The 13,386-nt window shown below is 64.9% G+C and carries 11 protein-coding genes; 10 read left to right on the forward strand and 1 reads right to left on the reverse strand.

From position 1 onward, the window contains the following. Positions 1–73 precede the first annotated feature (73 nt). From gmk to GTP77_RS18605, 3 genes are all read left to right on the forward strand, one after another. Complete coding sequence (gene gmk, locus GTP77_RS18595; RefSeq protein WP_161073642.1) at positions 74–721, forward strand: guanylate kinase; 648 nt, start codon at positions 74–76, stop codon at positions 719–721. 41 nt (positions 722–762) lie between these two features. Next, on the forward strand, positions 763–966 hold the full coding sequence (gene rpoZ / locus GTP77_RS18600) for a DNA-directed RNA polymerase subunit omega (RefSeq protein ID WP_093557479.1): 204 nt from the start codon (positions 763–765) through the stop codon (positions 964–966). A gap of 70 nt (positions 967–1,036) precedes the next feature. Continuing rightward, positions 1,037–3,322, forward strand: a complete 2,286-nt coding sequence (locus GTP77_RS18605) for a RelA/SpoT family protein (RefSeq protein ID WP_161073643.1) — start codon at positions 1,037–1,039, stop codon at positions 3,320–3,322. A 90-nt stretch (positions 3,323–3,412) separates the two neighbouring features. Here the strand turns inward: GTP77_RS18605 and greB are convergent, their stop codons facing one another. Continuing rightward, complete coding sequence (gene greB, locus GTP77_RS18610) at positions 3,413–3,979, reverse strand: transcription elongation factor GreB (protein ID WP_161073644.1); 567 nt, start codon at positions 3,977–3,979, stop codon at positions 3,413–3,415. A 23-nt stretch (positions 3,980–4,002) separates the two neighbouring features. Here greB and GTP77_RS18615 point away from each other — a divergent pair, with 23 nt between their 5' ends. The 7 genes from GTP77_RS18615 to fliD all read left to right on the forward strand — a co-directional run bounded on the left by GTP77_RS18615 (position 4,003) and on the right by fliD (position 13,365). After that, positions 4,003–4,599, forward strand: coding sequence for a hypothetical protein (locus tag GTP77_RS18615; protein WP_161073645.1), 597 nt, complete (start codon positions 4,003–4,005; stop codon positions 4,597–4,599). Further along, positions 4,596–5,777, forward strand: coding sequence for a PAS domain-containing sensor histidine kinase (locus tag GTP77_RS18620; protein ID WP_161073646.1), 1,182 nt, complete (start codon positions 4,596–4,598; stop codon positions 5,775–5,777). Before GTP77_RS18615 ends, GTP77_RS18620 begins: the two co-directional genes overlap by 4 nt. A 39-nt stretch (positions 5,778–5,816) precedes the next feature. Further along, positions 5,817–6,464, forward strand: a complete 648-nt coding sequence (locus GTP77_RS18625) for a response regulator (protein WP_161073647.1) — start codon at positions 5,817–5,819, stop codon at positions 6,462–6,464. 147 nt (positions 6,465–6,611) lie between these two features. Continuing rightward, on the forward strand, positions 6,612–8,207 hold the full coding sequence (locus GTP77_RS18630) for a GGDEF domain-containing protein (RefSeq protein WP_161073648.1): 1,596 nt from the start codon (positions 6,612–6,614) through the stop codon (positions 8,205–8,207). A 302-nt stretch (positions 8,208–8,509) separates the two neighbouring features. Next, on the forward strand, positions 8,510–10,015 hold the full coding sequence (locus GTP77_RS18635; protein ID WP_161073649.1) for a flagellin N-terminal helical domain-containing protein: 1,506 nt from the start codon (positions 8,510–8,512) through the stop codon (positions 10,013–10,015). A gap of 89 nt (positions 10,016–10,104) precedes the next feature. Then, on the forward strand, positions 10,105–10,482 hold the full coding sequence (locus GTP77_RS18640) for a flagellar protein FlaG (protein WP_161073650.1): 378 nt from the start codon (positions 10,105–10,107) through the stop codon (positions 10,480–10,482). A 213-nt stretch (positions 10,483–10,695) separates the two neighbouring features. Then, positions 10,696–13,365 (forward strand): flagellar filament capping protein FliD, encoded by a 2,670-nt coding sequence (gene fliD / locus GTP77_RS18645; RefSeq protein ID WP_161073651.1) that lies wholly within the window; start codon positions 10,696–10,698, stop codon positions 13,363–13,365. Positions 13,366–13,386 lie beyond the last annotated feature (21 nt).

The following is a 13,386-nucleotide window of genomic DNA, read 5'->3' on the forward strand; positions in this document are numbered from 1 at the left end:
ATGGCTCTTGGTAGAATACGCCTTTGGGCGATGGCTTTTGCCGCAAGCCCACATTAGTTTTCGAAAGAACAACATGAGCCAAACCACCGCCTTCTCCGGCAGCCTGTTCATGGTGGCCGCGCCTTCCGGCGCCGGTAAATCGACGCTGGTCAACGCGCTGCTGGCGCAGGAACCCACCATCAAGCTGTCGATTTCGACCACCACCCGCGCCCCGCGTCCGGGCGAGGAACACGGCCGCGAGTACTTCTTCACCACGCCGGAAGACTTCGTGGCGCGCGCGCAAGCGGGCGAATTCCTGGAGTGGGCCGAAGTGCACGGCAACTACTATGGCACCTCGCGCATCTTCGTCGAAGAACAGATGCGCACCGGCACCGACATCCTGCTGGAGATCGACTGGCAAGGCGCGCGCCAGGTGAAGAAGCAGTTCCCGCAGGCGGCCGGCATCTTCATCCTGCCGCCGTCCATCGCGGCGCTGGAAGAACGCCTGCACAAGCGCGGCCAGGACGAGCCGCACGTGATCACGCGCCGCCTGCTGGCGGCCGGCGGCGAAATCGCACACGCTCCGGAGTTCGAGTATGTTATTATCAATCAGGATTTTCCGGTCGCCTTGTCCGAACTGAGCGCGATTGTGAGAGCGGCCCGTTGCCGGTTTGCGCAACAAGCGGCCCGCAACGTAGCACTCTTTGCCCAGCTGGGCATCCACGCCGAACACGCAGATTAAACCGCTGAAACCTAGCACCAGCCGTATTTTTAGGAGTTAAGATGGCCCGTATTACGATTGAAGATTGCCTGAAGAATGTACCGAACCGCTTCCAGCTGACCCTGGCCGCAACCTACCGCGCCCGCCAGCTGCTGCAAGGCCACACCCCCAAGGTGGACGCCAAGGACAAGCCGACCGTGGTCGCACTGCGTGAAATCGCCGCCGGCAAGGTCGGCCTGGAAATGCTGAAAAAGGTCCCCATGTAAGTTGGGAGCCTGCGCTTCCCGCCCAGTGTAGTACGAGGTTTTAGCCCAAGCACACCGACACTGGACATGTATGGACCTGACTGACACCGATGTTACAGGCAAGCCCGCCAGCCGGGCCAGGCGCCCGGCCAATACTGAGCCGGGCGTTCCCGTTTCCGCACCCTCCGCACCACCACCTGTGACCTCTTCGCCACTCGCCACCCCCACTTTGACGGCAGGCGTTGCGTCTGTCACCCACCTGACCGAAAAGCTGTCCGAGTACATGACGGCGTCCGACCTGAAAAAGGTCAAGGAAGCCTACCGTTTCTCGGACGAGATGCACCTGGGCCAGGTGCGCAAATCGGGCGAACCCTACATCTCGCACCCCATCGCGGTCGCTGAAATCTGCGCCGACTGGAAGCTGGACGCGCAAGCCATCATGGCCGCGCTGCTGCACGACGTGATGGAGGACCAGGACGTCAAGAAGGACGAGCTCATCGAGCGCTTCGGCGCGCCGGTGGCCAACCTGGTGGACGGCCTGTCCAAGCTGGAGAAGATCGAGTTCCAGAGCCAGATCGAGGCGCAGGCGGAGAACTTCCGCAAGATGCTGCTGGCCATGGCCTCGGACGTGCGCGTGATCCTGATCAAGCTGGCCGACCGCCTGCACAATATGCGCACGCTGGACGTGATGACGCCGGCCAAGAAGCGCCGCATCGCCAGCGAAACCATGGAAGTGTACGTGCCCATCGCGCACCGCCTGGGCCTGAACAACATCTACCGCGAACTGCAGGAAATCTCCTTCTCCCACCTGTACCCGCTGCGCTACCACGTGCTGGCCAAGGCCGTGAAGGCCGCGCGCGGCAACCGCCGCGAAGTGGTGAAGAAGATCCTGGAGTCGGTGAAGAACACGCTGGCGATGGCGGAAATCGAGGCCGAAGTGTACGGCCGCGAAAAGACGCTGTACGGCATCTACAAGAAAATGCGCAGCAAGCACCTGTCGTTCTCGCAGGTGCTGGACGTGTACGGCTTCCGCGTGGTGGTCGACAGCTTCCCCAACTGCTACGTGGCGCTGGGCACCTTGCACTCGCTGTACAAGCCCATGCCGGGCAAGTTCAAGGACTACATCGCGATCCGCAAGCTGAACGGCTACCAGTCGCTGCACACCACCCTGATCGGTCCCTACGGCACGCCGGTGGAGTTCCAGATCCGCACCCAGGAGATGCACCGGACCGCCGAGTCCGGCGTGGCAGCGCACTGGCTGTACAAGACCGGCGACATCAATTTGAGCGACATGCAGCAGCGCACCCATGCGTGGCTGCAGTCGCTGCTCGACATCCAGCAGCAGACCGGCGACTCGGCCGAGTTCCTGGAACACGTGAAGGTCGACCTGTTCCCCGACTCCGTCTACGTGTTCACGCCGAAGTCCAAGATCATCGCGCTGCCGCGCGGCGCCACGCCGATCGACTTCGCCTACGCCATCCACACCGGCATCGGCGACCATACGGTGTCGGTGACCATCAACGGCGAGCCGTCCACGCTGCGCAGTGAGCTGCGCAACGGCGACATCGTGGAGATCGTCACGGACGCGACTTCGCGGCCCAGCCCGAGCTGGCTGTCGTTCGTGCGCACCGGCAAGGCGCGCTCGGCCATCCGCCACCACTTGCGCACCATCAACCTGCCGGAATCGATCGCGCTGGGCCGCCAGCTGCTGTCGCAGGCGCTGGCCGCCGTCAGCATCGACCCGGAACTGCCGGAACCGCTGGCCGAGCGCCTGCTGAACGAATCGAGCGCCAAGTCGCTGGACGAGCTGTATGCCGACATCGGCATCGGCAAGCGCATGGCGGCGCTGGTGGCGCGCCACATCTTCGGCCTGCTGGGCGGGGAATCGGCCGCCGCGCCGGTGGACCACAACAGCGCGGCCGAGCTGGATCCGGTGACCATCTGCGGCAGCGAAGGCGTGTCGGTGCAGCTGGCGCAATGCTGCCTGCCGATACCGGGCGACGCGATTGTCGGCCAGCTGCGGCGCGACCAGGGCCTGCTGGTGCACACCTCGGACTGCTCGGTGGCCAAGCGCCAGCGCCAGAAAGAGCCGGACCGCTGGATCGCCGTCAAATGGGGCGCGGACATCAACCGCCGCTTCGACAGCCGCATCAAGCTGCTCATCAACAATGAAAAAGGCATCCTGGCGCGCGTGGCGGCGGAGATTGGCGAATCGGACGGCAACATCACCTTCGTCGGCATGGACGAGGACAAGGAACACGTGCTGCACCAGCTGCGCTTCACCATCCAGGTGAAGGACCGCGTGCACCTGGCCGGCCTGCTGCGCAACGTGCGCCGCGTCGCCGGCGTCAACCGCATCCTGCGCGAACGCAGCTGAGATTGGCGGGTTACGCTCCGCTAACCCGCCCTACGCAACATCCAGCAGCCCACGAAGCTCATAACCCGCCACGCTGGCCAAGCCCGCACATCAGTCCCCCGCAGGGGCCGGATAGCTCACCGACAAAATATCAATCTCCTCCGCGCCGGTCGGCGTGTGCAGGGTCACGGTGTCGCCCTCGCGCGCCTTGGTCAGGGTGCGCGCCACCGGCGAGATCCAGCTGATCTTGCCTTTCAGCGGATCGAGCTCATCTATCCCTACGATGGTGACGGTGCGTTCCTCGCCCTGCGCATTGCTGTAGGTGACGGTGGCGCCGAAGAACACCTGGTCGCTGCCATGGTGCACGCTCGGATTCACCACTTCCGCCAGGTCCATGCGCTTGGTCAGGAAACGGATGCGGCGGTCGATTTCGCGCAGGCGCTTTTTGCCGTAGATATAGTCGCCGTTCTCGGAGCGGTCGCCATTGGAGGCGGCCCAGTGCACCACGCGCACCACTTCCGGCCGGTCGACATCGATCAGCTGCAGCAGCTCGTCCTTGATGCGCTGGTAGCCCGCCGGCGTGATGTAGTTTTTCGAGCCCGGCGGAATGGCGAGCGCCAGCGCGACGGCTTCGTCGTCATCGTCGTTGTCGGTTTCTTTGGTGAATGCTTTACTCATACCTTTTCACGTATCATGCCTCTATGAAGCGATTGTACACACTCAGGCGCCGTTTGCTGGCGCCCCTGGTCTACCTGGCCGCCGTGATCCTGCTGATAGAGGAATGGCTGTGGGACCTGGGCGCGCGCCTGATGGCGGCCATCACCCGCGTGGTGCCGCTGCCGCGCCTGGCGCGCTGGATCGCCGGCCTCGGCCCGGTCGCCGCGCTGTGCCTGTTTGTACTGCCGGGACTGCTGCTGTTTCCGGTCAAGATACTGGCCCTGCTGGCCATTGCCAAAGGGCACGCCTTCACCGGCGTGTGCACCATCCTGCTGGCCAAGGTGGCCGGCGCGGCCGCCGTGGCGCGCATCTACGCGCTGACCCTGCCCTCGCTGCTGTGCCTGCGCTGGTTTGCCTGGTGCCATGCCCGCTTCATGGCGCTTAAGGACGACTGGACCGGCCGCCTGCGCGCCACCCGCGCCTGGCGCGAAGTATCGGCGCTGGCCGGCGCCGTGCGCGCCTGGCGCAAGGCCTTGTGGGCGCGCCTGCATCCGGTCAGGCACGCGCGCAACGGCAACCGCCTGTGGCGCCTGCTGCGCCGCTACATCACCCAGTGGCGCGCGCGCCGCCGCGCGCCATGAGCAAGCCGCAGTCCGCCGCGCCGGCCTCCCCGGACGCCGAGCAGCCCGCCATTGTGCAGGCGCTGCAGCAAGCCCAGGCCCGCTTCGACGCCATCGTGCGCAACACGCCCGGCCTGGTCTACCAGTTCGAGCGCCGCGCCGACGGCAGCGTGGCCTTCCCCTACCTGAGCGACGGCTGCCAGGCCCTGCTGGGCGTGCCGGCCGCCGAGCTGCAAGCCCAGCCGGAGCGCTTCTTCGAGCTGATACTCGAGGAGGACCGCAAATCCTACCTGGACGCCATGCAGGCCTCGGCCACGTCGCTGTGGAGCTGGAACTGGGAGGGCCGCATCTGGGTCGACGCGTGGAAGGACGTGAAGTGGATCAACCTGCGCTGCACGCCCCATGTGCTGGCCGGCGCCGGGACGGTGCGCTGGGAAGGCATCATGACCAATATCACCGAGAGCAAGCTGGAGCAGCTGGAAGTGCGCCAGAGCCGCGCCCGCCTGGCCGAACTGACCGCCCACATCGAAACGGTGAAGGAACAGGAGCGCACCCGCATTGCCCGCGAAATCCATGATGACCTGGGCGGCAACCTGACGGCCATCAAGATGGCGCTGGCAATGCTGAGCCGCCGCCTGCCGGAAGAAGACGCCGCGCTGCACGAGAAGGCCGCTTATGTGGATGCGCTGGTGGACCGCACCATCGACGCGGTGCACCGCATTTCGCTCGACCTGCGCCCCTCCATCCTGGACTTCGGCCTGGTGGCAGCGCTGGAGTGGCAGGCGCGCGAGTTCGGCACCCAGGCCGGCATCGAGGTCAGCTTCGACAGCGCGCTGCGCGAGATCGCGCTGGATCCCGACCGCGCCAGCGCGCTGTTCCGCATCGTGCAGGAGGCGCTCAACAATATCGCCAAGCACGCGCGCGCCAGCAAGGTGGCGCTGCAGCTGGGCCGCACGCGCCACTATATCAACCTGAAGATCAGCGACAACGGACGCGGCATCGCCCCGGCCGACCGCGCCAAGCCGCAGTCCTTCGGCCTGCGCGGCATGGCCGAACGCGCCCGCGCCCTGAACGGAACGTTGACGCTAAGCCACGCGCCGGGCGGCGGAACCGTGGTCGCCATCAAGATTAAGCGCGAAACTGCCGTGCCGCCCTCGCCCGCGGCGCTTGGCGGCGCTACAATAAGCAACACCACATAATTGCCGCAATGAAATAATTCGGCAGCGCCACCGCCCCCCATGTCAGACAAAGCCCTCATCAAAGTATTTATCGCCGACGACCACGCCATCGTGCGCGAAGGCCTGAAGCAAATTCTGGCCGACACCCGCGACATCGTGGTGGCCGGCGAAGCGGAAAATGGCCTGGACGCCATCAAGCTGTTCCGCAAGTCCGGTTGCCACGTCATGCTGCTCGACATCTCCATGCCCGACCGCAGCGGCATCGAAGTGCTCAAGCAGGTCAAGAAGGACAAGCCGGAGCTGGCCGTGCTGATGCTGTCCATGCACCGCGAGGACCAGTACGCCATCCGCTCGCTCAAGGCCGGCGCGGCCGGCTACCTGACCAAGCAGAGCGCACCGAAGGAACTGGTCACCGCGATCCGCCAGGTCGCGGGCGGGTTAAAATACATCAGCGCCGCGCTGGCCCAGGAATTGGCCAACCACGTGGGCGAGGACCACGAGGCGCCGCCGCACGAAACGCTGTCCGACCGCGAGTACCAGACCCTGACCATGATCGCCTCCGGCAAGACGGTGGGCGCCATCGCCAAGGAGCTGTCGCTGTCGGTCAAGACCGTCAGCGAGTACCGCGCCCGCCTGCTGGCCAAGATGAAACTGAAAAACAGCGCGGAGCTGACCCACTACGCGATCAAGAACCAGCTGATCGAGTAGGCGCACGACGGGGCGCTATTGCTGGTTCGATATTGTTTCATGCCGAAAAGTAAGTGCTGTTCCGCCCGCTTATCCCCGCATAAGCGCGCCAGAGCGTGAACTATCATGGAGCCAGTCAGTAAACCTAGATAAGAGGCCGTGCGTCACATGTCCAGTAAATCTCCCCCTCCCGCCGCGATGGAGCAAAATCCGGCCGACATCGCGCGCGAAGCCTTCCGCCGCCTGGCGACGCGCCGCATTGCGCCAACGCCGGAGGCCTACCGCGACATCTACAACGAGATCGCCGGCATTCCTGTGCCGCCCGCGCCGCCGGTGCTGGCCGGCACCGCCGCGCCGGCCGATCCCGGCCCGGAACTGATGCTGTACCAGTTCGCCAGCCGCCTGGGCGAGCAGCCCGGCGACCTGGCCGATTTCGGCCGCCGCCTGAGCCGCGCCGCCAAGTCGCGCGACTGGGAAGGCTATGCCCGCACCCTGACCCAGCTGGCCGAGCGCCCCGCCGCCGTCAAGCGCGGCATCGACGTGGCCGACATCCCGGACGGCGAGCACACCAAGGCCCTGCGCGAAATGCTGAGCCGCACCTTGAGCTTCGCCGTCGCTTCGCTGCTGAGCGGCACCCCGGCCCTGGTGGCCGAGGCCGAAGCGCTGGGCGCGGCCACCAAGGAGGCCCACACCGAGGCGGCGCTGTCCGAGATCGCGCTGCGCCTCAAGCAGCTGTGCTACCAGATTGAACTGAAAAGCGGCGATACCGCAGAACAGCAGGAACTGCTGCTGCGCCTGTTCCGCCTGCTGCTCGACAACGTCAACGGCCTGCTGGACGACGATTCCTGGCTGCGCGGCCAGATCGACGCGGTGCAGAATCTGATCGCCGGCCCGCTGGACCAGCGCGCGCTGGAGGACGCCACCCGCAGCCTGAAGGACGTGATCTACAAGCAAAGCCAGCTCAAGCACAGCCTGTCGGACGTCAAGCTCACCGTCAAGAACATGATGATGACCTTTATCGACCGCCTGGGCCAGGTGGCCGCCTCGACCGGCGACTTCCACGAGAAGATAGGCGGCTACTCGACCAAGATCAGCAAGGCCGAGAATATCACCGAGCTGAACCAGATCCTGGACGAGGTGCTGAAGGAAACCCGCATCGTGCAGGGCGAGGCGCTCAAGGCGCGCGACAATATGATGATGGCGCGCCAGGAAGTGCAGGACGCCGAGGCCCGCATCCACCAGCTGGAAGCGAAGCTGCAGCATATGAGCGAACTGGTGCGCGAAGACCAGCTGACCGGCAGCCTGAACCGCCGGGGCCTGGACGACGTGTTCGAGCGCGAAACCGCCCGTTCCGACCGGCGCGGCACGCCGCTGTGCATCGCCGTGCTGGACCTGGACGATTTCAAGAAGCTGAACGACACCTACGGCCACATCGCCGGCGACGCGGCCCTGAAGCACTTGGTCAAGATCGTCAAGGACACGCTGCGCTCGATGGACGTGATCGCCCGCTTCGGCGGCGAGGAATTCCTGATCCTGCTGCCGGAGACCACCATCGAAGCGGCCTCGCAGACCATGACGCGCCTGCAGCGTGAGCTGACCCGCCACTTCTTTATGCACGACAACGAGAAAGTGCTGATCACCTTCTCGGCCGGCGTGGCCCTGCGCCGCCCGCATGAAGACCAGACCGAACTGGTGAAGCGGGCCGACAAGGCCATGTACCAGGCCAAGCAGACCGGCAAGAACCGCGTGGTCATTGCCGATTAGATTGCCCAATAAGCAACTCCGCCTTCCCTGCAATCCGGCCCGCTCCCCAGCGGGCCGTTTTTTTTGCTCAAAATAAAATTATTTTCACCCTAAAGTTCGGCCGAAACACGCCGCTTAAGCGTGTATGAGGATGCAAATTGTAGGGTGAAATGAAAAAATTTCGCGCCTGTTTCTCCCTTAATTTTCCCATGGGGCAACCGTTACTGAATACAACAGCGGCTTGATCGTCTCGGAACAGCGGGGCGGGCCAAAGTGAAATGAGCATGTCGCCCAATTCGTAGTACAAGTTTCGGAGAAACATCATGGCACAAACCATCAATACCAATATTGCCTCGCTGAACGCGCAGCGTAACCTGAATTCCTCGCAAGGCGCGCTGGGCACCTCCCTGCAACGCCTGTCGTCCGGCCTGCGCATCAACAGCGCCAAAGACGACGCTGCGGGTCTGGCAATTTCGGAACGTTTCACTTCGCAAGTTCGCGGCAATAACCAGGCAGCCCGCAACGCCAACGACGGTATCTCGCTGGCGCAAACGGCTGAGGGTGGTTTGAGCACCGCCGGCGACCTGCTGCAGCGTATCCGCGAACTGGCCGTGCAGTCGGCCAACGGTTCGAACTCCGCTTCCGACCGCAAATCGATCCAGAACGAGGTGTCGGCCCTGTCGTCCGAGCTGGACCGCGTTGCCAACAGCACCCAGTTCAACGGCCAGAACGTGCTGGACGGTTCGCTGACCAACACCCAGTTCCAGGTTGGCGCCAACTCCAACCAGACCATCAACATCGGTGTGCAGAGCGCCAAGGCTTCGGACCTGGGCAACAACACCATCCGTCCGGTCGACAAGGCCACCTCCCTGTCGCAAGCGACCGCCACCGCGAGCAACCTGCTGGTTGCCGACGAAACGCTGACCATCAACTCCGGCAACGGCGTCACCTCGACCGTGATCGCCAAGACCGGTGACAGCGCCCGCGCCGTGGCTGACAAGGTCAACGCACTGAGCAGCACCAGCGGCGTGTCGGCCCAGGCCAAGACCAGCGCCACCCTGCAATACATCGGTACCGACGCCACCGGCGTAGTGGCCGACGGCCCGATCCAGTTCGACCTGAAAAGCTCGAACAGCACCGCCGTCACCATCACCGCTTCGGTCAAGAACGGCGACCTGGCTGCAGTGGCCCAGGCCATCAACGCGCAAAGCGGCACCACCAACGTGACCGCCTCGGTGAAAATTGACCAGACCACCGGCCTGAAAGAGCTGCAACTGGACAACGCCACCGGCGACGACATCCACATCACCCCTGGCGCCAACAACGGCGGCCTGGCCAACGCCCTGGTGCGCGGCGCGGACATCGGCGGTGCAGCGTCGACCGGCGTATCCGTAGCCAGCAGTACCGACATCACCATCGGCGGCCGCGTTGAGTTCTCGTCCGACAGCGGCTTCTCGATCACCGGCAGCGATGTGATCGCCGGCGACGCTACCGGTGTCGGCTCCAACCTGGACAACGTGTCCTCGCTGGACGTCAGCACCGTGGACGGTTCCAACAAGGCCCTGCTGACCATCGATGCCGCGCTGAACCAGATCAACAGCAACCGCGCAGCACTGGGCGCAATCCAGAACCGTTTCGCTTCGACCATCTCGAACCTGCAAACGACCACGGAAAACCTGTCGGCTTCCCGCAGCCGCATCCAGGACACCGACTTCGCCTCGGAAACGGCCAGCCTGACCCGTGGCCAGATCCTGCAGCAAGCCGGTACCGCGATTCTGGCGCAAGCGAACTCGCTGCCGAACGGCGTGCTGTCCCTGCTGCGTGGCTAATTAGCCATGTAGTGTGATGGTCAGCCACGGTTGACAATCGGTTCCCCGGCTGACCTGGTCTGCCGGGGATTTTTCACAAAGGAAGCATCATGACTATCGATTCCATCAGCGCCGCCAGCGCGCCCCGCCCGGCGGAGCGCAGCGCGGCCGGCGCCGAGCCGGTGGCGCTGCAAAGCGCCGGCCGCACGCCCGCCGCCACGCTGGAAACGGCCGCCGCAGTACGCGGCAATGCCCCGGCGCCGACGCTGGAGCAGGTCAACAATGCCGTGTCGGAGCTGAACAAGTCGTCCCAGGCCAAGTCGCAAGGCCTGGAGTTTTCAGTGGACAACGACAGCAAGCGCACCATCGTCAAAGTGGTCGACCAGACCACCAAGGAGGTGCTGCGCCAGATCCCCTCGCCGGAGGCGCTGGAGATCGCCAAATCACTCGACACCACCAAGGGTCTGCTGATACGGCAGACCGCCTGACGGCAAACACGGCGCGCTCAGCCTCTGAAGCGCGCCGTTTTTTTTACCGCCGTGGCAGCATGGCGGCATATACTGCCCTTACGCGTTCCTTTAGCGCGCCCGCGCCTGCCGCTTTTTTAGGCTTTCATCGAACAAGCCCGGGTTTTCCCCTCTCAAGTCCTATTTGAATATGCCGATAATGACTTAATCTATCGTTTTCGCTAGGAGTACATCGTGGGCATTTCTTCACCGGGTATCGGTTCCAATGGACTGGACGTCAACGCCATCATCACCAAGCTGATGGCCGTGGAGTCCGCGCCGCTGGCCACCATGGACAAGAAAAGCGCGAGCTACCTGGCCAAAGTGACCGCCTTCGGCAGCCTGTCCGGCGCGCTCAGCACCTTCCAGAGCTCGCTCACCAGCCTGACCTCGCTGTCCAGCTTCCAGGCCCTGAGCAGCACCTCCAGCGACACCGCCATCCTGACCGGCAGCGCCACCTCGAAAGCCCAGCCCGGCAACTACAAGGTCGATATCAGCCAGATCGCGCAGGCCCAGACCCTGGCCTCGGGCGGCTACAAGACCGCCGCCACCACCATAGGCGTGGGCGGCAAGACCACCATCAACATCCAGCTCGGCACGCTGGCCGGCGGCAGCTTCGGCCTGAGCGGCAGCACCCTGGGCGCCGGCGTATTGACCGGCGGCATCACACCCGGCGCGCTCAGTATCAACGGCACCGCCATCCTCACCGACGGCAGCACCCGCAGCGCCAAGCTGCTGGCCGACGCCATCAACGCCAAGAGCACCACCACCGGCGTGTCCGCCACGGCCGCGCCCACCGTCACCAGCGCCACCCTGTTCGGCAGCGGCGGCGCGTCCACCTTCGGCGCGGTGGACACCAGCGGCGGCGGCAGCTATGCGCTCAGCGTGGGCGGCGTGCAGCTGGCCAGCCAGGAAGCCGGCGCCGGCGGCGCCATCGACGCCGCCTCGCTCGATTCCCTGCTGGGCGGCAGCAACAGCGTGACGCAGGCGCTGCACAACGCCAACATCACCTTCACCGGCACCGCGGCCGCCGGCGACTTGAAATTCAGCAATGCCGACGGCTCCAATCTGGCCGTGACGGAAACCGTCAGCGGCGCCGTCACCGGCGGCATCGGCAACAGCGGCACCGCCAACACCGGCTCGAACACCATCGCCAGCAGCTCGATTTCGCTGGTCTCGGCCAACGGCACCCAGATCAATGTGGGCGGCAGCAATCCCACCGCCGCCGGCCTGGCCGCTGGCATCGGCGGCGCCTACCAGGGCGCGGCCTTCACGCAGGACGGCACGCGCAGCAGCGGCAACATCGTCATCGACAGCACCAACAACACGCTGCAGGGCATCCGCGACGCCATCAACAAGGCCAACTTCGGCGTGACCGCCTCCATCGTCTCGGACGGCAGCACTGGCACCCCCTTCCACCTGGTGCTCAATTCGAGCGCCACCGGAGCCAATTCGAACATGAAGATCAGCCTGAGCGGCGACGGCGCGGACCCGGCCGACCCGGCCATTGTGGCGCTGCTCGGCTACGACCCGGCCGGGGCGCAGAACCTGAGCCAGAAAACCGCCGCCCAGGACACCAAGGCGGTGGTCAACGGCATCGCCGTCACCAGCAGCAGCGGCAGCATCACCGGCGCGCTGGAGGGCATTTCGCTGACCGCCGGCAAAGTGGGCAGCGCCACGCTGACCGTGGCGCGCGACACCTCCACCATCACCACCTCGATCAACGGCTTCGTCAAGGCGTACAACGACCTGAACAACCAGATCAAGGGCCTGAACGGCTACAACGCGGAAACCAAGACCGGCGGCGTGCTGCTGGGCGACTCCACCGTGCAGACCCTGCAGTCGCAGCTGCGCAAGCAGCTCACCGGCGCGATCACCGGCCTGGAGGGCAGCAAGCTGACCTCGCTGTCCCAGGTCGGCATCGCCTTCCAGAAGGACGGTTCGCTGGCGCTGGACTCGGGCAAGCTGCAAAAAGCCATCACCAGCAACTTCAACGACATCGCCGGCCTGTTCGCCGCCGTGGGCCGCGCCAGCGACAGCAATGTTTCCTTTGTCAGCGCCACCTCGCAAACCAAGGCGGGCGACTACGAGATCGAAATTTCGCGCCTGGCCACCCAGGGCGCGCTGACCAGCGCGGCCGCCCTGCCGGCCACCACCGTGATCGCCGCCGACACCACCTGGACCGTCAAGCTGAACGACACCCTGCCCAGCAACGGCAACAACACCGCCACCGTCAAGCTGACCGCCGGCAGCTACACGCCGGAAGCGCTGGCCACCCTGTTGCAGGCCTCGATCAACGGTACCACCCGCTTCTCCGACGCCGGCTCCACCGTGGCCGTCAAGGTCAACGACGACGGCACGCTGGCGCTGTCGTCCACCAAGTACGGCGGCAAGTCGAATATCACGCTGACCAGCGAAACCGGTACCGCCGTGGCCGACATCTTCGGCGCCGCCACCTCGGTGGACGGCCTGGACGTGGCCGGCACCATAGGCGGTTATGCCGCCACCGGCGACGGGCAGAACCTGACCGGCGCGCCCGGCGCCGCCACCGCCGGCCTGAAGCTGGAGATCAAGGGCGACACCATCGGCAGCCGCGGCACCATCGGCTTTTCGCAGGGCTATGCCTACCAGATGGACAACCTGGCCAAGACTTATCTGGGCGGCACCGGCATTCTCAGCGGCCGCACCAAAGGGCTGAACAATTCGGTGCAGGACATCGGCAAGCAGAAAGACGCGTTCAACGCCAAACTGGTCGATATCGAAGCACGCTACCGCAAACAATACACGGCGCTCGACACCACCCTGTCGAGCCTGAGCACCACCGCGTCGTTCTTGGCCCAGCAGTTCGCGGCCCTGAGCAAGTAACCGTATTAACAGGAGATAAAG

The sequence above is a fragment of the Pseudoduganella aquatica genome (genome assembly GCF_009857595.1).
In the GTDB taxonomy this organism is placed as follows: domain Bacteria; phylum Pseudomonadota; class Gammaproteobacteria; order Burkholderiales; family Burkholderiaceae_D; genus Rugamonas; species Rugamonas aquatica_A.